This window comes from Nonomuraea rhodomycinica (assembly GCF_013363995.1).
Taxonomy (GTDB): Bacteria; Actinomycetota; Actinomycetes; order Streptosporangiales; family Streptosporangiaceae; genus Nonomuraea; species Nonomuraea rhodomycinica.
This window is the reverse complement of the sequence record NZ_JABWGO010000002.1, coordinates 801634-825805: the sequence shown is the minus strand read 5'-3', so window position 1 is coordinate 825805 and position 24172 is coordinate 801634. Positions and strand designations below refer to the sequence as shown.

Sequence of the window (24172 nt, the reverse complement as noted above, 5' to 3'; positions counted from 1 at the left end):
GCGTGCGACGCTTCGAGCGCGTGCTGGTGATCTCGCCGCACGCCGACGACGAGGTGCTCGGGTGCGGCGGGCTGATGGCTGCCCAGGCCGACGCCGGGGCCGAGGTGCACGTCCTGTTCCTCGCGGTGGACGGGATGCGGCACTACGGCCTCGACGGGGCCACCACGTACCGGCAGCGCCTGGACGAGATCGAGGACGTGCGGGCCACGCTCGGCTTCAGCTACGAGATCGCCTACGGCGACCGGGACCTGACCGAACGGCTCGACACGCTGCCCCGCAGGGAGCTGGTCGACCTGTTCGAGCGGGCGCTGAACGAGCGGCGCCCGGACCTGCTGCTCCTGCCCAGCTTCGCCGACTACGACCAGGACCACCGCGCGGTGTTCGCCGCCGGGTTCGCCGCGGCGCGGCCCATCGCGCAGCAGTTCGGCAAGTGGCTGGTGCCCAACGTCTTCCTGTACGAGATGTCGAAGATCCAGTGGGCGTCGGAGCCGATGCCCCGCTCCACCGCGTACTGCGACATCGGCGCGTACATGGAGCGCAAGCTGGAGGCGCTGCGCGGATACCGGAGCCAGCACCGGCCCTCCCCGCACATCAGGAGCGAGGAGTCGGTGACGGCGCTGGCCACGCTGCGCGGCGCGGAGATCGGCGTGGAGCGCGCGGAGGCGTTCGGCGTGCTGAGGACGGTCCTGTGACGGGGCCGGGCGAGGTCAGGCGGCTGAGGGAGGTCCTGTGAAGACGTTCGCGTTCTGTACGGGGATGGAGTTCGCCGCTCCGGCCGTGGACGTGCTGGCGGCGCAGGGCACGGCCCCGTCGCTGCTCATCGGCTACCCGCCGAAGCTGAGCCACCGGTCCGGGTACGCGCCGCTTCAGGAAGCGGCGGACAAGCACGGCATCCCGCTGCTGGAGACCGACGACATCAACGACGGCCGCGCCCACGAGCTGGTCACGGGCAAGGGCATCGACCTGCTCGTGGTCGCCGGGTGGTCGCAGCTCGTCCGCGACCCGCTGCTGTCGGCCTGCCCGCTGGGCGCGATCGGGCTGCACCCGACGCGGCTGCCGGAGGGCCGGGGGCGGGCGCCGCTGCCGTGGACGATCATCAAAGGCCTGACGTCGAGCGCGGTCAGCCTGTTCTACCTGAACGAGGGCGCCGACGAGGGCGACCTGATCGCCCAGCGCGACTTCGAGGTGAGCCGCCGCGACGACGTCACCGAGGTCTACCGCAAGGTCACCCGGATCAACATCGAGCTGCTCGCCACGTACGTGCCGCTGCTGCTGTCGGGACAGGTCGTGGCCAGGCCGCAGCCGCCCGGCGGGTCGTGGTGGGAGCGGCGGCGGCCGGACGACGGGGTGATCGACTGGTCGAGGCCGGCCGGCGACGTCTACGACTTCGTGCGCGCCCTGGCCGCGCCGTACCCGGGCGCCTTCACCTCCGTGGACGGGCGCAGGCTGTACGTGCACAGCGCCGACCTGGTCGAGTGGGGCGGGGCGGACGAGCCGCCGGGCACGGTGCTCGCGCCGGTCTGGTCCACGGGGACGGCGGGCGTGCTCGTGGCCTGCGGGTCGCGGCTGCTCGTCGTGCGCGAGGCGCAGTGGGAGGGCGGCGAGCGGCGGGACGCGCTGGCGCTGCTGGAGGCGGGCGAGCTGCCGGTCGGCACCCGCCTGGGCACGTGACCTCCGCCGGCGTGAGGCTGAGCGGGGCGGTGATGGCGCACCCGCGCCACCGGGAGGCCGCCGAGAAACTGGCCGGCGACCGGCTGGACGTGGTCACCGACCCGGACCCGGGCGGGCGGCCGTCGGCGTTCCGCACGTCGCTGCTCGCCTGGTCGAGCGTCCCGCCCGACTCGACCCACCACGTGGTGCTGCACGACGACATGGTCCTGTCGGGCACGTTCTTCGAGCGGGCCGAGCGCGCCGCCCGCGCCATGCCGCGCGCCGCCCTGGCGCTGTTCGCGTTCTGGAACTCGCGCAACGGCGCGGCGGTGCGGCTCGGCGCGCTGGCCGGGGCGCGCTGGGTGCCGGGCGCGGGCGAGTACACGCCGGTGGCGGCGCTGCTGCTGCCCCGGGACGTGGCCGCCGGGTACGTGGAGTGGGCCCGCGGCCGGGGCGACACCTGGCCGGACGACGTGCTCATGGGCCGCTACCTGCGGCAGGCCGGGGTGCCGGTGCTCGTCGCGGTGCCGAGCCTGGCCGAGCACGAGGACCTGGCGAGCCTGGTCGACAACGACTTCCAGGGGCTGCGCCGCTCGCCGTGCTTCTTCGCCGACGACCCGCAGGCCGGGCGGGAGGAGGGCGGGCCGGTGCCGGCGCTGCCGGTGATCCCGTTCTTCAAGCGCGGCGTGGCCCAGTGCGCGGTACGGGTGCCGGGCACGGCCCGCTGGCGCGACATCCTGTGCGAGGACTACCTGCGCGGCCGGGGCGTGGACGTGGACGCGCTGCGCGTGCCGGACGAGCACGGGCAGCTCTGGCTGGCCGCGTACACGATGGGCGTCGTCCACCACGGGCCGCGCGGCGACCCCGAGGTGCTGGACCGGGCGCTGGCCACGATGGGGCCCGGCGGGCTCTGCCACGCGCTCGGCTCGCGCGAGCTGGGCCGCCTGTCGGACCGGCTGCGCGAGGTGGCGCGGGACGGCCTGGCGGCGGGGCTGGCGGCGCGGCCGAGGCGCGGCGGGCGGCCGGCGGTGGCGGTGACGGGCTCGGCCACGTTCGTGCGCGACCAGGTGGCGCTGCTGCTCGCCGACCGGGGGCACCGGGTGACCGCGCCGTCCTCGGCGGCTGCCGTGGTGCACGTGTGCGCGCTCGGCTGGGACCCGGACGCCGATCCGGAGGAGGAGCTGCGGCTCGCGCGCGAGGCCCTGGCGGGGGCGCGGCACGGGGTGCTGCTCAGCTCGTGCGCGGTCTACCGGCGGGGTCCCGAGGCCGTGGACGAGGACAGCCCTGTCGAGCCGGGGTCGGCGGTCCTCGCGGTGGAGGCCGCCGTGCCCGGCGCGAGCGTGCTGCGCCTCGCGGAGCCGTACGGGCCGGGGATGCCGCAGCGGGGCGCGCTGCCCGAGCTGGTGCTGCGCTCGTCGCTGAGCCGGGCGCTGCGCGTGGACGGCGGCACCGCGCAGCTCGTGCACGTGCGCGACGTCGCCGCGGCCGTGGCGGCGGTGCTGGCGCGGCGGCCGGGGGCGCGGGTGTTCAACGTCGCGAACCCCGGCAGGCTGCGGCTGCGCGAGCTGGCCGAGGCGGTGACGGGCGCGGTGCGGCCGGTCCCGGTCGAGGAGACGCCCGGCGGGGAGCGGGCGCCGACGATCGACGCCGGGCGCGCCGGGCGGGAGCTCGGCTGGCGACCGGCGGTCGAGCTGGACTACGGGCTGCACAACCTCGCGCAGTGGATGGCGTACGAGAGCGACCGCTAGAGCTCGCCGCAGGCGGCGTCGACCACGAGCGTCTCCAGCTCGCGCAGGTAGCGCTCGATGCCGGCCGGCCCGAGCAGGGCCGTGTCGGCGTACAGCGACACCTCCATGCGTCCCGGCTCGCCGCCGAGGTGCAGGCGGAAGTCGCAGATGTTGCGGTCCATGGCGTCGGTCCAGGCGACCTCGGTCCGCTCCGCCGCCGCCCGCAGGGTCCGCTCGTCCGGTGGCGCCGTTCCGGGCTCGTCGCGCTGGACGAGCCGCTGGTCGTTGAAGCAGCCGAACGACCGGATCCCCGGCCCGGCGGCCGAGACGGCCTCCTCCATGGCGTACGGGTCGAACCACGCCTGCCGGTAGGCCCGCATGGCGGCGCTCCAGCCCCGGCGCACGAGGTCGCCGAACGAGGGCGCGTCGAGGTCGAGCAGCACGAGGCCCTCCTGGGAGATCGTGGACACCACGTCGCGCCGGTCGGCGGCGAAGCGGTTGCCGACGATGACCCGCATGCCGCAGTGCCGCTGCCCGGTCAGCCCGCCCGCGAGCCGCATGGCGGCGGCCAGCAGCACGGTCGAGGAGCTGACCCGGTGGCGCGCGGCCACGGCCCGGGCCGCGGCGGCGAGCGCGGCGGACGACATGGTCGCCTCCAGGAACCGCGGCGCCCCGGGGACGAGCGCGGCGTCCGGCACCGGGTCCATCCGGGCGTGCTCCTCCAGCCAGAAGGCGACAGCCCGTTCCGAGACGCGCGTCCCCTCCTCCGAGCGCTGCCACCCGGCCAGCTCCCGGGGCGTGGCGGCGGTCACGGGCGGCAGGGAGTCGCGGATCAGCAGCAGCCGGAAGTCGCGGACGACGAGGTCGGCGGCGTGCCCGTCGGCGGCCAGGTGGCACAGCACGAGCACGACGTCCGTGACGTGCTCCCCGTCCACCACGAACGCGACCCGCAGCGGCCACTCGTCCGCGTAGCGGAACGGCTCGGCGGCCAGCCGGTCGCGCACCAGGCCGGCCGGCTCGGAGGTGACCTCCACGTGGGGCCGCGCGGCCGGCCACACGAGCTGACGGGGCGCGTCGCGCGGCCCGGTGAGCCGGGTGCGGAGCGACTCGTGCCGCGCCACGAGCGCGTCGAGCGCCCGCCTGGCCCGCTCCACGGTGACGGGCCGCCGGGGGCCGGGGAACACGCGGGCGATGTTGAGGTAGCGCTCCTGCGGCGCGGCGGCGACCACGGCGCGCCAGATGTCCTGCTGCCCCCAGGTCAGCGGCGCCTCCACGGGCTCCGGCCCGCTCAGCGAGGCTCCCGGGCCCGCACGTCACGCACCAGGTCGTCGAGGGTCTCGAACGCGCCCGGATCGACCTCGACCCCGAACTCGGTCTCCACGGCGTCGATCAGCCGCAGGAAGCCGAGCGAGGTCACGCCCAGGTCGGCCAGCCGGGCGGTGCCGGCCAGCACCTCGGCCGCCTCCACCTCGCCGTCCGTCGCCTCGGCGACCAGGCCGGCCAGCCGTTCACGTAGTTCGCCGTCGGTCAGCACGTGGCTCGGACCTCCGTTTCCCCGGATTCGGGGCGAGTGTGCCACGGCGTAGATCGTCCGCACAACCACCGATGGACGAGGGGTTGACGGTTGTGTGCATTTTTTCTACCGTCTGGCGGCAGCCCGAAAATATTTCTGGGGGTGGTCCCGTCGGCTGTTCCGGTCCCCTCACTGCTCGGCGCGAGAGCCGCCGCCGACCCCGGCCACGAGGCCCTGGCCGTCGCCGGGTCCGGCCGGTTGACGCTCCGGGACTGGGACGAGCGCTCGGACGCCACCGCCCGCGCCCTGCTGGACCGCGGGGTGCGGCGGGGTGACCGGGTGGCGCTGGCCTTCGGCGCCCGCGACTGGATCATGTACGCGGTCTGCTGGATGGCGGTGCTCAAGGCGGGCGCCGTGGCGGTGCCGTTGTCGGACCGGCAGGCGGAGCCCGAGCTGAGGTCCATGATCGAGCACTGCGGCGCCACGCTGACCGTCCACGGGTCCGGCCCGCCGCCCGTGCCGGGCGCGTTACCCGCCGGCGAGCTGACCGGGCCCGCCGAGCCGCCGCCGGTCGAGCTCGACCCCCTCGACCTGGCCCAGATCCTCTACACCTCCGGCACCACCGGCACCCCCAAGGGCGTCGCCGCCACCCACGCGAACCTCACCTCGCCGCCCGTCCACCCCAGGCGCCGCCCGTTCGCCCACTCACGGCACCTCGTCCACGCCTTCCCCATCGGCACGAACGCCGGCCAGGTCATGCTGCTGCACGCGCTGACCGCCGCCCCCACCGTGGTCACGCTCCCCCTGTTCACCCCGGCCCGGTTCGCCGCGCTCGTCGAGGAGCGCGCCGCCGGGACGGTGTTCGTGGTCCCGGCCATGGCCGTCGAGCTGCTGAACGCCCGCGTGCACGAGCGCCACGACCTGTCGAGCGTGCTGCTGCTGGGCTCGGCCGCCGCCGCGCTGCCGCCGCCGGTGGCCGCCCGGCTGGCCGCGGCGTTCCCGTCGGCGACGGTCGTCAACTACTACACCTCCACCGAGGCGGCGCCCGCCCAGACCATCATGGTCTTCGACCCCGACCGTCCGGGCGCGCTCGGCCGGGCCGCCGGGGGCAGCAGCCTGAAGATCGCGACCGCGGACGGCGAGCCGGTGGCGCCGGGCGAGACCGGCGAGGTGTGGATGCGGGCCGCGGCCCACCCCCGCGCCTACTACGGCGAGCGCGGCGACACCTTCCGCGACGGCTGGGTGCGCATGGGCGACCTGGGCCGCCTCGACGCCGACGGCTACCTGTACCTGGTGGACCGGGAGAGCGACGTCATCAAGTCGGGCGCGTTCAAGGTCTCGACGCTCCAGGTGGAGGCGGCGCTGCACGAGCACCCGGCGGTGGCGGAGGCGTCGGTGTTCGGGGTGCCGCACCCGGTCATGGGCATGGCGGTGGCGGCGGCGGTGGTCCCGCGCGAGCCCCTGGCGCTGCGGCAGGTGCGGGCGTTCCTCGGCGAGCGGCTCGCCGCGCACGAGCTGCCGACCCGGCTGCTGTGCCTGGACGCGCTGCCGAGGAACGCGGCGGGCAAGGTCGTCAAACGAGAGCTGCGCCGCCTGGCCGAGGAGCGGCCGCGCGAGTGAACGGGCACGGGCGGGCGGCCACGCGCCGATGACGGACACGGCGAGCGGAACACGGGGAGACGGCATGGTCCTGGCGTCGCAGGCGCAGCACGGAATGTGGATCACCGAGAGGGTGCACGGCACGGGCACGGCGTACCACATGCCGTTCGCCCTGTGGTTCGACGGCCCGCTGGACCGCGAGGCCATGCTGGCCGCGTGCGCGGCCGTCGTCGCGCGGCACCCCGTGCTGTCGTGCGTGTTCGAGGAGCGCGACGGCGAGCTGCACCTGGTGCCCGCGGCGGCCAAGCCGCCGGTCGAGTTCCTGCCGTCCGTCCCCGACCCGGAGGAGTTCGTCGCGCGGGAGGTCGCGCGGCCGTTCGACCTGGAGCGGGGGCCGCTGGCCCGCTTCACGCTGGCCGGCGTGCCGACGGGGCGGCACCTGCTGCTGTTCGTAGCGCATCACCTGGTCTTCGACGGCATGTCCAAGGACGTGCTGGTGCGGGACCTGGCCGCCGCGTACACGGGCGGGCCGCTGCCGCCGCTGCCCCTGCCGTACGGCGGGAGCGGCGAGGTGCCGGCCGAGGCCGCGGCGTACTGGCGGGAGCGCTGGCGCGAGGTGCCGTCCGTGGTCGTCGGGGGCGCGCCGCGCACGCCGCGCGTGGCCGGGCACGGCGAGACGGTGCTGTTCGACCTGACGCGGGAGATGGCCGCCGCCGCGTTCGACGGGGTCTCGCGCTTCGAGCTGTTCCTGGCCGCCGTCCACGCCCTGCTCTTCCGGTACGGCAACGCCGAGGTGTCCGTGGCCGTCGCCCTGTCGACGCGGACGCCCGAGACCCGCGACCACATCGGGCTGTTCGCCACCGAGCTGCCCGTGTTCTCCTCACCGGAGCCGGACCTCGCGTTCCGGGACCTGGCGCTGCGGCTGCGGGCCGAGATGCGGCGGCTGAACGCCTTCCGGGAGGTGCCGGTGGCGCGGGCCGTGGGCGGCATCCGGCCCAGGCCGGCGCTGGCCCCGGCCTCGGTCAGCTTCCGGCGGCGCGCGGCCGACCAGGACTTCCCCGGGCTGCGCGTGTCGGCGGAGTGGAAGATGTCCAACCACGTGGTGCGCAACGCCCTGCACTTCCAGGCCGTGGACGGCGACGACGGGCTCCGGGTGACGCTGCACCACAGCCCCGAGATCGTGTCCCGGGAGGAGGCCGGGCGGGTGGCCGCGCACCTGCGCGCGGTGCTGGAGGCGGTCGCCGCCGACCCCGGCGTCCGGCTCGCGGCCCTGCCCCTGCCGGAGGCCGCCGTCGTCACCGCGCCGTCGCCCGTCCCCGCGGAGGCGTCGTCGAGGGCCGCCGCCGACGACGAGCTGGTCGGCCAGGTGCGGGCGATCTGGATGGAGGTGCTCCGGCTGGACGACATTGCGCCCGACGAGGACCTGTACGACCTGGGCGGCCACTCGCTGACCATCACCCAGATCTGCGCCCGGATCCGCAAGCGGCTCGGCGTGGACGTGCCCTTCGACGTGTTCCTCGACGACCCGACCATCGCGGGGGTCGCGGCGGCGGTCGGCGAGCTGCGCCCATGATCTCCCTGGGCCAGGAGCGGCTGTGGTTCCTGCACCGGCTCGACCCCGCCGACCCCGCGTACCGGGTGGCGGTGGTGCGGCGGCTGCGCGGGCCGCTCGACGCTGACCTGCTGGAGGCGGCGTTCGCGGACGTGGTGGCGCGGCACGAGTCGCTGCGCACGCGCTTCCCCGACCAGGACGGGCTGCCGGTCGCGGTGGTGGACCCGCCGGGGCCGGTGCCGGTCGAGCGCGTTGAGGTGTCCGGGCCGCGGGAGGCGGAGCGGCTGTTCGCGGCGCGCGCCGCCGCGCCGTTCGAGCTGGCCGCCGCCCCGCCGCTGCGGGTGACGCTGGCGCGGCTGGCCGACGGCGACCACGTGCTCGGCGTGGTGCTGCACCACGTGATCGCCGACGGCTGGTCCCTGAACGTGCTGATGGACGACCTCGCCGCCTGCTACGCGGCCCGCCGCGACGGCGTCCCGGCCGCGCTGCCCCCGCTTCCCGTGCGCTACGCCGACCACGCCGCCGCCCAGCGCGCCGCCGACGCCTCCGCCGACCTGGAGCACTGGACCGCCCGGCTGGCCGGCGCGCCCGTGCTGGAGCTGCCCACGGACCGTCCGCGCCCGGCCCGGCGCGGCAGCCGGGGGCGCGAGACCCCGTTCGAGCTGCCGCCCGAGCTGGTCGGCGCGCTGTCGCGGCTGGCGCGGGCCGAGCGCTGCACGCTGTTCATGGTGCTGCTGGCCGCCTACCAGGTCCTGCTGTCGCGGCATTCGGGGCAGGACGACGTGGTGGTCGGAACGCCGACGGCCGGGCGCGACCGCCCCGAGCTGGAGCCCATGGTCGGGCTGTTCGCCTCGACGATGGTGCTGCGGGGCGACCTGTCGGGCGATCCGTCGTTCGGCGAGCTGCTGCGCCGTACGCGGACGGTCGTGCTGGAGGCGATGGCGCACCGCGACGTGCCGATCGAGCGGGTGCTGTCCGCGCTCGACATCGAGCGCGACCTGTCGCGCACGCCGCTGTTCCAGGCGATGCTGGCGCTGCACAACGCCGCCACCGGGTACGGCGAGGCCGCGACGTTCGCCGGGCTGGAGAGCACGCCGTTCCCCCACGGCGACCCGCCGGCCATGGTGGACGTGCGGATGGAGCTGTGGCCCACGGGCGACGGCCGCGGCGGCGGGCTGCGCGGCGCCCTCCACTACAGCGCCGAGCTGTTCGAGCCGGACACCATGGAGCGGATGGCGGCCCGGTTCGTCACGCTGCTGACGTCGGTCGCGGCCCGGCCGGAGGCGCGGATCGGCGAGCTGGACCTGCTGCCGCCCGCCGAACGGGAGCTGGTCACCGCGGCCTGGACCGGCGCCGCCCTCGACGTGCCCGAGGGCACCGTCGCCGACCTGGTGCTGCGCCAGGCGGAGCGGCGGCCGGACGCCGTCGCCGTCGAGTGCGCGGGCGAGCGCGTCACCTACCGGGACCTCGCCGAGCGGGCCCGGCGGGTCGCCGCGGACCTGTGGGCGCGGGGCGCGGGGCCCGGCTCGGTGGTCGCGCTCCGGCTGCCGCGCTCCGCCGGCCTGCCGGGCGTGCTGCTCGGCGTGATGCTGTCGGGCGCCGCCTACCTGCCCATCGACCGGGGGCTGCCGGACGAGCGGGTCGCGTACATGCTGGAGGACTCGGGCGCGCGGCTGACGCTCGGCGACCTGCCGCCCGCCCCACGGCCCGCGACGCTCGGCGGCGAGGCCGCGTACGTGCTCTACACCTCCGGCTCGACGGGCCGCCCCAAGGGCGTGGTGGTGCCGCACGGCGCGCTGGTCAACCTGCTGGCCGGGATGGAGGCCCTGCTCGGCTCGTCCCCCTCGGACGTCTGGCTGGGCAGCACCTCGCTGTCGTTCGACATCGCGGGGCTGGAGCTGTACCTGCCGCTGGTCACCGGCGGGCGGCTGGTGCTGGCCGGGGACGAGGAGGCGCGCGACGGCGCGGCGCTGGCCCGGCTGATCACCGGGTCGGGCGTCACCCACGTGCAGGCCACGCCGTCCGGCTGGAGCATGCTGCTGTCGGCCGGGCTGGACCCGGCGGGCCTGGTGGCGCTGACGGGCGGCGAGGCGCTGCCCCTCGCCCTGGCGCGGCGGCTGCGCGCGCGGGTCGCGCGGCTGCTCAACATGTACGGGCCGACGGAGACGACGATCTGGTCCACGGCCTGGGAGGTGCCGCCCGCGCCGGAGCGGGTGAGCATCGGGCGGCCGATCGCCAACACCACGGTCCACGTCCTCGACGCGTCCGGCGCTCCCGCGCCCGTCGGCGTGCCGGGCGAGCTGGCCATCGGCGGCGCCGGCGTCGCGCTCGGCTACCTGGGGCGGCCCGAGCTGACCGCCGAGCGGTTCGCCGGCGGGCGGTACCTGACCGGCGACCGGGCCCGCCGGCTGGGTGACGGCACGCTGGAGTTCCTCGGCCGCGCGGACGGCCAGGTCAAGCTGCGCGGGCACCGGATCGAGACCGGCGAGGTCGAGGCGGCGCTGGAGTCGCACCCGGCGGTGGACCGGGCGGCGGTGCTCGTGCGGGGCGACGACCTCGTGGCGTACGTCGCGGTCGGAGCCGGTGACGTCGCGGTCGGGACCGGTGACGTCGCGGTCGGAGCCGGTGACGTCGCGGTCCCCGAGGGGCTGGCCGGGCACCTGGCCGCGTGGCTGCCCGCGTACATGGTGCCGAACGTCGTCGTCCCCCTCCCCGCGCTGCCCCTCACCCCGAACGGCAAGGTGGACCGGCTGGCCCTGCCCGAGCCCGGGCTCCCCGAGGCGGGCCGGGGCGGGGCGCCGCGCACCGACCGCGAGCGGCAGGTGGCAAGGATCTTCGGCGCCGTGCTCGGGCTGCCCGAGGTGGGCGTGGACGACGACTTCTTCGCCCTCGGCGGGCACTCGCTGCTCGCCACCCGGGTCGTCGCCCGGCTGGAGGCGGCCGGGACGCCCGTGCCGCTGCGCGAGCTGTTCGCGCACCCGACCGTGGCGGGCCTGGCCGCGCTGCTGGAGAGCGTGCCGGACGAGCACGCCCGCCCCGTGCGCCCCCGCCCGGCCGGCACGCTGCCGCCGCTCTCCCCCGCGCAGGAACGCCTGTGGTTCCTGCACCGCCTCGACCCCGCCGACGCCTCGTACACCATGTTCGTCGTCCGCAGGCTGCGCGGGCCGCTGGACCGGGCGCGGCTGCGCACGGCGCTGAGCGGGGTCGTCGCCCGGCACGAGGCGCTGCGCACCCGCTTCCCCGAGGTGGACGGGCGGCCCGTGGCCGTCGTCGAGCGGCCCGCCCCCGTCGCCGTCGAGGAGCTGGACGCCCGCGACGAGGCCGAGGCCCGCGCGCTGGTCGCCGCCCGCACGAACGCCCCGTTCGACCTCGGCGCGGCCCCGCCGCTGCGGGTCACGCTGATCCGCCTGGCGGACGGCGACCACGTGCTGTGCGTGGTGATGCACCACATCGTCGCCGACGGCTGGTCGATCGGCGTGTTCCTCGACGACCTCGCCGCCCTCTACGCCGGGGCGCGGCCGGAGCCGCCGGCCGTGCAGCAGGGCGACGTGGCCCGCTGGCAGCGCGACCGGGACGGCGCCGCCGCGCTGGCGTACTGGCGCGAGCGGCTGGCCGGGCCCCCGGCGCTGGAGCTGCGCACCGACCGCCCCCACTCCGAGGGACCGGCCCGGGGCGGCCACCACGTGCTGGAGCTGCCCGAGGAGCTGGCCGGGGCGCTGGAGGCGGTGGCCCGGCGGGAACGGGCGACGCTGTTCATGGTGCTGCTGGCCGCCTACCAGCTCCTGCTGTCCCGGCACACCGGGCAGGACGACGTGCTCGTCGGCACGCCCACGGCCGGGCGCGACCGGGTGGAGCTGGAGCGGGTCGTCGGCTACCTCAGCAACACGCTGGTGCTGCGCGGCGACCTGTCCGGCGACCCGACGCTCGCCGAGCTGCTGGACCGGACCCGGGGTGTCGTGCTGGAGGCGATGGCCCACCAGGACGTGCCGTTCGAGCGGCTGCTGGCCGAGCTGGACGTCGAGCGGGACCTGACCCGCAAGCCGGTCTTCCAGACCATGCTCGCGCTGAACCAGGGCGGCCGGGACGAGCGGGACCGGATCGGCGACCTGGAGATGTCGTACTTCGACGACGGCTACCGGCAGGCCAAGTTCGACCTGACGGTGGAGGCGTGGCGGTCGCCGGGGCTGCTGCGGGTGGCGTTCGGGTACGACGCGGGGCTGTTCGACGCGGAGACGGTGCGGCGGCTGGCGGAGCGGTTCGCGGTGCTGCTGGCGGCGGTGGCGGATCCGGCGCGGCTCGGCGTGCCGGTGTCGCGGCTGCCGGTGCTGACGGGAGAGGACGAGGAGCTGCTGGCCGCCGCCGGTCACGGCCCTGACCTCCGCAGTGAGGAGCCTGAGCTTCTCGGCGAGGAGCCTGGTCTTCTCGGCGGGGACCGCGTGCCGGAGATGGTGGCGCGGGCCGTGTCGGCGTACCCGGACCGGGTGGCCGTGGTGTGCGGCCAGGAGAGCGTCACCTACGGCGAGCTGGGGCGGCGGGTGGCGGCGCTCGCCGCCGAGCTGGCCGGGCATGGTGTCGGGGACGGGATCGTGGGGCTGCGGCTCGGGCGGTCCGTCGAGGCCGTGGTGGCGATGCTGGCCGTCTGGCGCGCCGGGGCGGCCTACCTGCCGCTCGATCCGGCCCATCCGCCCGCCCGGCTCGACCGCGTCGCCGCCGAGGCGGGCGTCCGGGCCACGGTCACGGGATCCCTGGCCGTCCTGCCCGGTGTCCCCGCGCCGCGCGAGGAGCCCGGGCTGGCGTACGTGCTGCACACCTCCGGCTCCACCGGCGTCCCCAAGGGCGTGGCCGTCGAGCACGGCGCTCTGGCCGCGCGGGTGCGGTGGATGCGCGAGGCGTACGAGCTGCGGCCCGGCGACCAGGTGGTGCAGCTCGCGCCGCTCGGGTCCGACACGCACGCCGAGGAGCTCTACCCGGCGCTGGCGGCCGGGGCGACGGTCGTGGTGGTGCCCGGCGACGGCGGGACCCTGCCCGACCTGCTCGCCGAACGGCCCGGCGTCACCGTCCTGGACCTGCCCACCGCGTACTTCCACCAGCTCGTGGACGTGCTCGACGACGTGGCCTGGCCCGCTGCGCTGCGGCTGGTGATCCTCGGCGGCGAGCAGGTCGAGGGGTGGGCGGTGGCGCGATGGCGGGAGCGGTTCGGCGACCGGGTGCGGCTGGTCAACACGTACGGGCCGACCGAGACGACGATCATCGCCACGGCCGCCGACCTGACGGAGGATGAACCGCGTCCGCCCATCGGGCGGCCCGTCGCCGGCGTCGCGGTCCGGCTCCTGGACCGGCACGGCCAGGCGGTGCCGCCGGGGGCTCCCGGCGAGCTGCACGTCGGCGGCGCGGGAGTGGCACGCGGCTACCTGGGCCGTCCCGACCTGACCGCCGAGCGGTTCGCGGACGTCGCCGGCACGCGCTGGTTCCGCACCGGGGACCTGGTCCGACTGCGGCCCGACGGCCTGCTGGAGTTCCTCGGGCGGCTTGACGAGCAGGTGAAGATCCGGGGGTTCCGCGTGGAGCCGGGCGAGGTCGAGCACTGCCTGCTCGGGTGTCCCGGCGTGCGCCGCGCCGCCGTGGTCGCCCGGGACGGCGAGCTGGTCGCGTACGTGGTCGGCGAGGCGGCCGTCGTCGGCGAGGCGGGCGTCGCCGGTGCGGGAGCGGTCGTCGGGGAGGCGGGCCGGCTGGCCGAGCACGCCGCGCGGACGCTGCCGCCGTACATGGTGCCCGCCCACTGGGTGGTGCTCGACGCGCTGCCGCTCACCCCCAACGGCAAGCTCGACCGGGCCGCGCTGCCCGCCCCGGGCCGTCCGGAGGGCACGGACCGGACGCCGCCGCGCACCGACGCCGAGGAGCTGGTGGCCGACGTCTGGGCCGAGGTGCTGGGCGCGGACAAGGTGGGGGCGTTCGACGACTTCTTCGCGCTGGGCGGGCACTCCCTGCTGGCGGTCAAGGTGGCTGCCCGGCTGCGCGCCCTCGCGGGGGTCGATCTGCCGATCCGCACGCTGTTCGCCCGCCGTACCGTCGCCGAACTGGCGCTCGCCGTCGAGGAGGCGCTGGTCGCGGAGGTGGCCGGGCTGTCCGACGAGCAGGCGCGCGCCCTGCTGGACGCGGAGGACCTGTCGTGACCGAACTGACCTCGCCGTCCGCGCAGCTCACGGAGGCGCAGCGGGCGCTGCTCGCGCGGCGGCTGCGCCGTCGCCGCGCCCCGGCCGCGCCCGTCGTCCCGCCGCTGCCCGAGGGCCAGGAGCCGCCGCTCTCGTACGCCCAGGAGCGGCTGTGGTTCATGGAGCAGTACGCGCCCGGCAACGTGGCCTACACGATCCCGTTCGTGCGGCGGCTGCGCGGCCCGCTGGACGCGGCGGCGCTGTCCAGGGCCTTCGACGAGGCCGCGGCCCGGCACCAGCCGCTGCGCGCCCGCTTCCCCGCGAGCGACGACGGCCGCCCGCTCGTCGTGATCGCGCCGGAGGCCTCCGTGCCGTTCACGACCGCCGCGGCGGCCTCGGCCGAGGAGGCGCGCGAGCGGGTGGACGCGTTCCTGGCCGAGCCGTTCGACCTGGCGGCGGGCCCGCTGATCCGCGCCCTCCTCGTCCGGCTGGCGGACGGCGACCACGTGCTGGCCGTCGCCGTCCACCACATCGCGGCCGACGGCTGGTCCGCCGACGTGCTGCTGCGCGAGGTGCTGGGCCGCTGCGCGGGCCGGCCCGCGCCGGAGCTGCCGGTCACCTACGGCGACTTCGCCGCCTGGCAGCGCGACCGCCCCGACGCCGAAGCCGACGTGGCGTACTGGCGGGAGCGGCTGGCCGGGCTGCAACCCCTCGAACTGCCCGCCGACCTGCCGCGCCCGCCCGAGCTGACCTACCGGGGCGCCGCCCACTCCTTCACCGTGGACCGCGAGCTGGCGGCCCGCCTCGCCGGGATCGGCCGCGACCGCGGGTGCACGCCGTACATGGTGCTGCTGGCGGCGTTCGCCGCGCTGCTCGGCCGGTACGCCGGTCAGGAGGACGTCGTGCTGGGCTCGCCGGTGGCGGGCCGGTCGCTGCCCGAGCTGGAGAACCTGGTCGGCTGCTTCGTCAACATGCTGCCCATGCGGGTCGACCTGTCCGGCGGGCCGTCGTTCACGGACCTGCTCGACCGGGTGCGCGAGAGCGCGACCGGCGCGTACGCGCACCAGGAGCTGCCGTTCGAGCGGCTGGTGGCGGAGCTGAACGTGCCGCGCGAGGTGTCGCGGTCGCCGGTGTTCCAGGTGCTGTTCGCGATGCAGAACTACGCTTCCGCGGAGCCCACGGCCGGGGACGGGCCGGTGGTGGAGGGGTTCGACCTGGGGGTGTGGGCGACCCGGTTCGACCTGGAGCTGTACACGTGGGGCGAGGGGTCGTTCCTGTTCGTCTACAACACCGCGCTGTTCGCGCCCGAGCGGATCGAGCGGATGGCCGGGCACCTGGCCACGCTGCTGGAGGGCGTGGCGGCCGACCCGGCGGCGCCCGTCCACCGGGTGGAGCTGCTGACCGCCGCCGAGCGGGCCGAGCGGGAGCGGTGGAACGACACGCTCACGCCGCTGGGCGAGCCGGACCTGCTGCACCGGCCCTTCGAGGAGCGGGCCTCGTCTTCCGATGTCGCGCTGGTCCACCCGGGCGGCGGCATCACGTACGAGGAGCTGGACCGGCGCGCCTCGGCGCTGGCGGGCGAGCTGGTCGCGGCCGGGGTGCGGCGCGGCGAGCTGGTCGCCGTGGTCATGGAGCGCGGCTGGGAGCAGGTGGTCGCGGTGCTGGCCGTCGGCAAGGCCGGGGCGGCGTACCTGCCGGTGGACGCCGACCTGCCGGACCGGCGCCGCTTCGAGCTGCTGGAACGCGGGGAGTGCGCGGTGGCGCTCACGCAGCCGCGGCTGGAGTCGTCGCTGGAGTGGCCTCCGGGGGTGACCCGCCTGGCGGTCCACCCCGCGCCCTCCACGGTCTCCGCCGTGGAGTGCCCGGCGAGGCCGGACGACCTCGCGTACGTCATCTTCACCTCCGGCTCCACCGGCGCGCCCAAGGGCGTGATGATCGAGCACCGCGCCGCGCTCAACACCGTCCGCGACATCAACCACCGCTTCCGCGTCGGCCCGTCCGACCGGATCATCGCGCTGTCGGCGCTCAGCTTCGACCTGTCGGTGTACGACGTGTACGGCGCGCTGGCCGCCGGGGCCACGCTCGTCATGGGCGAGCCCTCCGGCGACAAGGACCCGGCCGCCTGGGCCCGCCTCGTGGAGGAGCACCGCGTCACCGTCTGGAACTCGGTGCCCGCCCTCATGGAGCTCCTCGTGGACCACGCCGAGCACGAGGGCTCGGACCTGTCCTCGCTGCGGCTGGTCATGATGTCGGGCGACTGGATCCCCACCACGCTCCCCGGCCGCATCCGCGCCCTGGCCCCCGACGCCGAGATCGTCAGCCTGGGCGGCGCCACCGAGGGCTCCATCTGGTCGATCGCGTACCCCGTCGGCGAGGTGGACCCCTCCTGGACGTCCATCCCGTACGGCACGCCGCTGGCCAACCAGAGCTTCCACATCCTCGACCGCGGCCGGTGCGACGTGCCGGTGGGGGTGCCCGGCGAGCTGCACATCGGCGGCGTGGGCGTGGCGGCGGGCTACTGGCGCGACCCCGAGCGGACGGCCGCCTCCTTCGTCACCCACCCGCGCACCGGCGAACGCCTCTACCGGACGGGCGACCTCGGCCGCTACCGCCCGGACGGGACGATCGAGTTCCTGGGGCGGGCGGACGCGCAGGTGAAGATCCGCGGGTACCGGATCGAGCTGGGCGAGATCGAGGCCCACCTGTCGCGCCACCCGGCGGTGGCGGAATGCGTGGTGGCGACGTCCGGGACGGGGACGGGGGCGCAGCTCGTCGCGTACGTGGTGCCGCGAACCTCGGATGCGGAGGCGGCGGCTCTGCGCGCCCACCTCGCGGAGACCCTGCCCGCGTACATGATCCCCGCCCGTTTCATCCCCCTCCCCTCGCTCCCCCTGACCGCGAACGGCAAGGTGGACCGCGCCCGCCTCCCCGCCCCGTCCGCATCCACTTCGTGGGCGCAAACGCGGACGGAGCCCTCGACGGAGGCCGAGCGCCTGGTCGCCGCCGTCTGGGCCGACGTACTGGAGCTCGACGGCTTCGGGGTCGACGACGACTTCTTCGACGTGGGCGGCCACTCGCTGCTGGCCATCAAGGTGGTCGCCAGGCTGCGCAGGGAGCTGCCGCCCGGGGCGACGCCCATCGCCGTGGTCGACCTGTTCAAGCACCCGACGGTCCGCGGCCTGGCCGCCCTCGTGGAGGGCACCGCCACCGCCTCGCGCGGCCTGCTGCACGAACTGACGCCCCGCCGCACGTCTCCCCCGGTGCTCACGTACGTGTGCGTGCCGTACGGCGGGGGCGCGGCGGTCGTCTACCAGCCGCTGGCGGACGCGCTGCCCGGCGAGTACGCGCTGTGGTCGGTGGCCATCCCCGGCCACGATGTCGGCCTGGACGAGGAGCGGCTGCCGCTGGAGGAGGTCGCGGCCCGCTGCGTCGCGGAGATCATGGAGAAGGTGCGCGGCCCGGTCGCGCTGTACGGCCACTGCGGGGTGGGCTCGGCGCTGACCGTGGAGATCGCCCGGCGGCTGGAGGCCGAGGGACGCCCGCTCGAAGCCGTCTACATCGGGGCGATCTTCCCGTTCGCCCGGCCGTCGAAGGGACCCGCGGCGCTGCTGGCCAAGCTGGCCCGGCGCGAGTTCCTGCGCGGCGACCGCGGCTACGTCAACTGGCTGACCTCGATGGGCCTCGACATGGGCGACCTCGACCCGGCCCAGGCCCGGCACATCGTCCGCACCATGCGCCGCGACAGCGAGGCGGCCGAGGAGTACTTCACGGGGTTGTTCGAGGGCGCGGTGACGCGGCTGCGGGCGCCGGTGATCAGCGTGGCCGGGGAGCACGACCCGGCGACGGAGTTCCACGAGGAGCGCTTCCGGGAGTGGCACTTCCTCAGCCCGGTGGCCGGGGTGGTGGAGCTGGACGAGGCGGGCCACTTCTTCCTGAAGTACCGGGCCGGGGAGCTGGCGGCCATCGTGACCCGTACGCACCGGGCCTTGGCGGAGGGCGGGGAGGCGGGCGGCGAGACGTGGCGCCTGGCCGCGACCTCGAGGGATGACTCATCAGGGACCGGCGCACCACGCCGCGAGCCGACGACGCCCGCTCCCAGCATGGGGAGGTTCGCCACCGTCGCTTGCGGCCAGCTCGTCTCGATGCTCGGCGCCGCCCTGACCGAGTTCGCCATCCCCGTCTGGATCTACCTCACGACCGGCTCGCTCGCCCAGTTCGCGCTGCTGGCGGTCGTCGGCCTGGTGCCCGGGATGCTGGTCGCCCCGCTCGCCGGCGCCGTCGTGGACCGGGGGAACCGCCGCACCGTCATGCTGTACGGCGACGCGGCGGCCCTGACCACGCAGCTGGGATTGGGCCTGCTCCTGTGGACGGACCGCCTTGAGACCTGGCACATCTACCCCCTGCTCGGCGTCCTGTCCGTGGCCCTCACCTTCCAACGGCTGGCGTACGGCTCGGCGGTGCCCCAGCTCGTCCCCAAGCGCTACCTCGGCCACGCCAACGGCATGGTGCAGATGGCCGGCGGCATGACGCAGCTCCTGGTGCCGCTCGCGGCCACGGGCCTGATGGCGGCGATCGGGCTGGAGGGCATCCTGGCGCTGGACGTGGCGAGCTACGCGTTCGCGATCGGGGTGACGCTGCTGGTGCGGTTCCCGGCGGCGATGGCGTGGCGGCGCAAGGAGCCGGTGCTGGCGGAGATGGTCGCCGGCTTCCGGTACTCGTGGGGCGACCCGGGCTTCCGGCGCATGCTGCTGTTCTTCGCCGTGCTGAACGTGTTCCTGTCGCCGCTGTTCCTGCTCGTCTCGCCGCTGGTGCTGTCGTTCGGGACGCTGGCGGACGTGGGGCGGATCTCGTTCGTGTCGGGCCTGGGGGTCTTCCTCGGCGGCCTGACGATGACGGCCTGGGGCGGGCCGCGGCGGGGACGCATGCGGACGGTCCTGTGGTTCACGCTGGCGCTGGCGGCGTTCTGCCTGGTGACGGGGCTGCGAGCGGACCTGGTGACGATCGGGGTGGGGGCGTTCGGCATGTCGCTGTGGCTGACGCTGCTGAACGGGGTGTACGCGACGATCGTGCAGGTGAAGGTGCCGCAGCGTTTTCACGGGCGGGTGTTCGCGCTGAACACGCTGATCGCGTGGAGCACCTTGCCCCTGGGCTTCGGGCTGGTGGCGCCGTACGGCGCGGCTGTCTTCGACCCCTTGATGGCCCCGGACGGGCCGCTGGCGGGAACTCTCGGGGCAGTGATCGGGACGGGGGCCGGTCGGGGGGTGGGGTTGATGTATCTGCTGTTCGCGGTGGCGATGGCGGTGCTGGCGGTGGTGACACTCCGATCCCGGCTGCCGAAGCTGGTCGACGAGACCCCGGACGCCCTTCCGGACGACCTGATCGGCCTGGAGGCCCTGGGCCGCCCCTAGGCCGTGTTTTGTGGATCAGGAGGTGGGACCAGCCTCCTGATTCGCCGATTCGGGCAGCGCGGCGAGCTCGGGTGTGGCTCGATGAGTACATGGTTCGTCGCCATGAGTTAACCGATGCCGCGTGGGAACGTATCGCGCCGCTACTGCCGGCCAACCCAGGACGAGGTGGCCGCTGGCGGGATCACCGCCAAGTGCTCAACGGCATCGTCTGGAAGATCCGCACCGGCGCCGACTGGCGGGACATCCCCGACCGGTATGGCCCTTGGCAGACGATCTATCAGCGGTTCCGTCGCTGGTCAGCCGATGGGACGTGGCAGCGGCTGCTGGAGCACGTCCAGGCTCACGACGACGCGGCAGGAACGGTGGACTGGTCAGCGGTGTGCGTCGACTCGACCATCGTGCGGGCCCATCAGCACGCCGCGGGCGCCCGCAAAGGGGGCACCGGGCAGGGACGAACCACCACGTTGGGGATCAAGGCGGTCAGGCGCTCGGGCGCTCGCGCGGCGGACTGACCACCAAACTCCACCTGGCCACCGACGGGCGCGGCCTGCCGCTCGCCTTCGTCATCACCAGCGGCAACATCAACGACTGCACCCAGTTCACCCGCGTGATGGCAGCCGTTCGCGTGCCTCGGCTCGGCTCAGGCCGCCCTCGCACCCGACCGCAGCATGTCATCGCTGACAAGGGCTACAGCTCCCGGGCCATCCGCACCTATCTGCGCCGGCGGGGCATCAGCGCGACCATCCCTGAACGCGCCGACCAACTGGCCGGGCGAGCCCACCGAGGACACCGGCGCTGCGCGTTCGACCCCGTCCGCTACAAGCGTCGCAACGTCGTCGAACGCTGTTTCAACCGGCTCAAGCAGTTCAGAGGCATCGCCACCCGCTACGACAAGCTCGCCGTTCACTACCAGGCAGTTGTCACCATCGCTTGCCTGCTGCTATGGATCGCATGAGATCCACAAAACAGGCCCTAGAGGCCGCCCATGACCCGGCTTCTTCTCACTGCCTCCGAAGCCGCCGAAGCCCTCGCGATCTCTCGCAGCAAGCTCTATCAGCTCCTGCATGCGGGCGCGCTCGTCTCCGTGCTCATCAGCGGCTCGCACCGCATCCCCCTGTCCGCCCTGCACGACTACATCAACCACCTCACCGACAAGGAGGCCGCAGCATGACCACGACCTTGATAGCCACTCCCGAAGAGCCGAACCGCAACGGAAAGCCTCGCACCTCGCGACGGCGCACCAGCGGCGAGGGCACCCTCTACCAGCGCGCCGACGGGCGTGGGAAGGAGCCGCCGACGTCCCTGCCACGAACGGGCAGACCCGACGCATCCGCGTCTACGACAGGACCCGCCGCGAAGCCGCCGACAAGCTCACCAAGAAGATCGCCGACCACCGGCAGCACCTGCCAGTCCCGGCCCGAAATCCAGCCTTGGGCGACTACCTGACCACGTGGCTCGTTCACGTCGCCGTACATAAGGTCCGCCCCAACGCCCTGGCCCGCTACCGTGCATGCGTCCGCCTCTACTTCCCCGCCCACCTGCTCAAGAAGAAACTCAGCCAGCTGACCGCCGAGGACATCCGGCAGTGGCTCGACCAACTCCGCGCCACCTGCCGCTGTTGCGTCCAGGGCACCGACGCCGCCTGCGGCCCCACCGCCCCCGAAGAGAGCCGCCATCCACGCTGCTGCACCCTCGGCCAGTACTGCCAACGCATCCTGTCCCCGCTGACCATCCAGTACATCCACGCCGTGCTCCGCTCGGCCCTGGAGCAGCTGTACGGGAAGACGACCTCCCACGCAACGTCGCCCGCAACGTCGAAGTCCCCGTCGGACGGCAGAAACGCATCGAACCCCTCAACCCGGCCGAAGCCCGCGCCTTCCTCGACGCCGCCCAGGGCTTTCGCCTGCACGCCCTGTTCGACCTCGCGCTACGCACCGGCATGCGACGCGGCGAACTACTCGGCCTGCGCTGGTCCGACCTTGACCTGTCCGGCGGCACCCTGGCCATCCGCCAGACCCTGCAATACGTCCCCGGCACCGGCCTAGTCACCACCGCCACCAAGACCCCAAGCTCCGAACGCCGCATCGCCCTACCCCGCGAATGCATCACCTCCCTGACCTGCCACCGCACCCAGCAAGACGCCGACCGCGCCACCGCAGGACCAGACTGGACCGACACCGGCCTGGTCTTCACCACCAAGACCGGCACCCCGCTCCAGCACAGCAACGTCAACCGCGACTTCCACAAACTCCTCCGCGGAGCCGGGCTACGTAAGATCCGCTTCCACGCCCTCAGACATTCGTGCGCCTCACTCCTACTTGATCAAGGTGTGGACCCTATCGTCATCAAGGAGCTGCTCGGCCACACCCACATCGCCATCACCGCCGACGTCTACGCCCACATCCGACTCCGCCTCCAACGCGACGCCATCGAACGCATGACAGGCGCTCTCTGCGACCAGCCTGACACGTAGCCCTCAGAAAACGATCAGGATCTCTGTAGCCGTCACCGTAGCCGTCAAACGTGGTTCGGCACCCCAAGTGAAACCATCGCAAGGGGTGTCGAATTCATATTTAAGACACCAATATAAACTCGAGCCGAGACAACCTTCAAATAATCCGGCCGAATCAATATTCGGCACACCACTTACTGTCGACCAACTGCTTGGATGTCTGGTCAGTTGAAAATCACGGAACCCCCAAGATGTCCATGATTCGAGTGGTCGCGAGATCCAGGATTCGCTCTACATCTTCGCGAGGAGTTCCCGCCCCAACTACTCTTTCGATCTGCCATTCTATAAAGATTGGCATAAACCAGAGGAGTTTGACGAAGGACGAATTTACAACTTCACCCTCGACGGGATCGATTTCACCCAGCAGCTCAATATAGGCGTCAGCAAGCTCTTGAACGAACTCTCCGCCGCGCAAGCGGCCAAGGAACCCCGTCTCATCGTCCCAGGTTAGATCCAGCGCCTCAAGGAGCTCTGGATCGTCATGCCTCAATCCCAACACCCCACAATCGCATCGGAGGGTACGTAGCCATGGATCAGAACCTCCTGGTCCTTTTTGGCGTAGGCGTCCACTCTACCCTTCCCAGGGAACCCAGAGGAGACATCAGCGATCGCTCCAGGAATCTTGGAAAGATCGATCGCAACAACCCCATGCCCCTGGTTGTATTTATCAAATGCCACGCTCGGCAACTTTGAGGTGGAAATCCAGGGGCTTCTACGCTTTCCAGCTACATGCGATAGCGGGTCGACAACTGCGCTGGGATCGCGAGCTGTGAGCCCCAAAGCCGGGTCCTCGCCAGGGGCCAAAGCCCTCCACACAATCCCTGGCCAGGCATCCCCATCTGCGGGATTGTCGTTGTGAACGAGGATGGCTTGGTCGCCTGCTACCACATGGTAGGTGTGCGCGGCGTCAATCGTCAGATTGTGGACCCGCCGAACAGCGGTCCGGCTAGCGATCGCTGTGATCTGAACGTACGTGCCAGCTGCAGTCTGCAACCACATGCCAGGTTGTAGCTGGCCGGCCGGGATCCAGACTTTGAGTGCGGGGATCCAGAAGGGATGGTTGCCTGTGGCGACGATCTCGCCTGTCCGATCACCCTTCTTCCCGTCTGTATCTATGGTGATCTCGACCAGCCGCTTCATCCCTTGGCCAGCGATCAGGGCCGTGACCGATTGAGGCTTCCTACTGCCTGTCGATGGATCCGTGGCGAGAACCATGTCGCCGATCTTGACGTTTTCGATCGGCTTGGCGCTCCCGTCCGCCATGAGCACCTTGGTGCCTTCGACGAAACTGTTGCCAGTCCCGCAGCTGAAGATCGGGGGCTGCGGAGGGTCGCCCAATTCGATCTCCGTGTCCTCAGGGTCGACAGCGGCTACCCCGTCTTCACATGTCCCTGTCCCGTACCGTGAAGCGTCACAGTTGATGATGGGGTCTTCATAGGCATTGGGATCGATTCCGTAGAGTTCCGCTACCGCGTCACCACTGATAAAGATCTGGTCCGGGTGCGCACATGGTTGGCCAGGGGTGCAGTTATCAGGGGTCCCGCATCTCGACTCAGGGCAGGGAGGAGGGGTGCACGGGCTCTTGCAAGGCCCGTGGATGGTGCTTTGCTTGGTGGGCTTCCGCCTCTTCTTGTCGTCGGGATTCTGGGTAGTTGAAATCTTCCTACATGCAGGGGACGAACACTTCGGCTGGCCGCAGCTGCCAACTACTGAACATCCGCGAGGCTGCTGGTGAGGAGTCGAAGTGGTAGTTGTCGGGCGCTGATCCTGCGGCTTTCCACGCACCTTCGTCTTCGGCTTGACCGGCTGCATTGGTTCTCGCCTGTCGTCACCGTAAGAGCTTGACGTGGTACTCGTCTTGCCTCCAGGCTTGACTGCACCCTTGCCTTGACTGGATGCCTTGGCTGCCGCTGCCGCTGCTGCTGCAGCTACGCGAGCCGCCGTCGCCGCCTCTCGCGCAAGGCGGGCCGATATATACGCAGCTTTCACAGCAGCCACAGCACGATTCACCGCGGCACGAGCAGCAGCAGCAGCAGCGGCGCCCGCCATAGCTGGGGCG

13 protein-coding genes and 2 pseudogenes are annotated in these 24172 nt (G+C 73.4%); 11 read left to right on the top strand and 4 right to left on the bottom strand.

All coding sequences use genetic code 11. The annotated features are described in order from the left end of the window. The first annotated feature begins 2 nt into the window (after window positions 1-2). The 3 genes from HT134_RS14725 to HT134_RS14715 are packed head-to-tail and all read left to right on the top strand — an operon-like array spanning window position 3 to window position 3398. Window positions 3-692, top strand: coding sequence for a PIG-L deacetylase family protein (locus HT134_RS14725; RefSeq protein WP_175600887.1), 690 nt, complete (start codon window positions 3-5; stop codon window positions 690-692). Window positions 693-729: 37 nt separating this feature from the next. After that, on the top strand, window positions 730-1671 hold the full coding sequence (locus tag HT134_RS14720) for a methionyl-tRNA formyltransferase (RefSeq protein ID WP_175600886.1): 942 nt from the start codon (window positions 730-732) through the stop codon (window positions 1669-1671). 11 nt (window positions 1672-1682) lie between these two features. Further along, the gene (locus HT134_RS14715; RefSeq protein WP_175600885.1) at window positions 1683-3398 is read left to right on the top strand and encodes a Rossmann-fold NAD(P)-binding domain-containing protein; all 1716 of its coding nucleotides are present in this window, start codon (window positions 1683-1685) and stop codon (window positions 3396-3398) included. Here HT134_RS14715 and HT134_RS14710 read toward each other — a convergent pair. Beyond that, window positions 3395-4651: a condensation domain-containing protein gene (locus HT134_RS14710; protein ID WP_175600884.1), complete on the bottom strand. Its 1257-nt coding sequence runs from the start codon at window positions 4649-4651 to the stop codon at window positions 3395-3397. The two genes, HT134_RS14715 and HT134_RS14710, sit on opposite strands and share 4 nt — an antisense overlap. Window positions 4652-4665: 14 nt before the next feature. After that, a complete protein-coding gene (locus HT134_RS14705; RefSeq protein ID WP_175600883.1) occupies window positions 4666-4911 on the bottom strand; it encodes an acyl carrier protein in 246 nt (81 codons plus the stop codon). 141 nt (window positions 4912-5052) lie between these two features. Here HT134_RS14705 and HT134_RS14700 point away from each other — a divergent pair, with 141 nt between their 5' ends. The 8 genes and pseudogenes from HT134_RS14700 (at window position 5053) to HT134_RS45595 (ending at window position 22074) form a co-directional block, all read left to right on the top strand. After that, window positions 5053-6510 carry a class I adenylate-forming enzyme family protein gene (locus HT134_RS14700; protein WP_175600882.1) on the top strand — a complete coding sequence of 486 codons (1458 nt, stop codon included), beginning with the start codon at window positions 5053-5055 and terminating at the stop codon, window positions 6508-6510. A 64-nt stretch (window positions 6511-6574) separates the two neighbouring features. Then, window positions 6575-8062, top strand: a complete 1488-nt coding sequence (locus tag HT134_RS14695) for a condensation domain-containing protein (protein WP_175600881.1) — start codon at window positions 6575-6577, stop codon at window positions 8060-8062. Further along, the gene (locus tag HT134_RS14690) at window positions 8059-14214 is read left to right on the top strand and encodes a non-ribosomal peptide synthetase (protein WP_175600880.1); all 6156 of its coding nucleotides are present in this window, start codon (window positions 8059-8061) and stop codon (window positions 14212-14214) included. Before HT134_RS14695 ends, HT134_RS14690 begins: the two co-directional genes overlap by 4 nt. Then, complete coding sequence (locus tag HT134_RS14685) at window positions 14211-19601, top strand: non-ribosomal peptide synthetase/MFS transporter (RefSeq protein ID WP_175600879.1); 5391 nt, start codon at window positions 14211-14213, stop codon at window positions 19599-19601. The genes HT134_RS14690 and HT134_RS14685 overlap by 4 nt, the downstream gene beginning before the upstream one ends. A gap of 89 nt (window positions 19602-19690) precedes the next feature. Further along, window positions 19691-20556, top strand: a pseudogene (locus HT134_RS14680) (IS5 family transposase). Window positions 20557-20586: 30 nt separating this feature from the next. After that, entirely contained in the window at window positions 20587-20772 is a 186-nt protein-coding gene (locus tag HT134_RS14675) for a helix-turn-helix domain-containing protein (RefSeq protein ID WP_175600878.1), read from the top strand. A gap of 259 nt (window positions 20773-21031) precedes the next feature. Beyond that, window positions 21032-21142 (top strand): annotated as a pseudogene (locus tag HT134_RS48075) (hypothetical protein); the annotation flags it as partial. Then, window positions 21112-22074 carry a tyrosine-type recombinase/integrase gene (locus HT134_RS45595; protein ID WP_376768091.1) on the top strand — a complete coding sequence of 321 codons (963 nt, stop codon included), beginning with the start codon at window positions 21112-21114 and terminating at the stop codon, window positions 22072-22074. The pseudogene HT134_RS48075 and the gene HT134_RS45595, both read left to right, overlap by 31 nt. A 214-nt stretch (window positions 22075-22288) precedes the next feature. Here the strand turns inward: HT134_RS45595 and HT134_RS14665 are convergent, their stop codons facing one another. Together HT134_RS14665 and HT134_RS14660 are read right to left on the bottom strand one after the other, a co-directional pair. Then, window positions 22289-22603, bottom strand: coding sequence for a hypothetical protein (locus HT134_RS14665; RefSeq protein WP_175600877.1), 315 nt, complete (start codon window positions 22601-22603; stop codon window positions 22289-22291). Next, window positions 22600-24162: a polymorphic toxin-type HINT domain-containing protein gene (locus tag HT134_RS14660; protein ID WP_512698715.1), complete on the bottom strand. Its 1563-nt coding sequence runs from the start codon at window positions 24160-24162 to the stop codon at window positions 22600-22602. The genes HT134_RS14665 and HT134_RS14660 overlap by 4 nt, the downstream gene beginning before the upstream one ends. Window positions 24163-24172 lie beyond the last annotated feature (10 nt).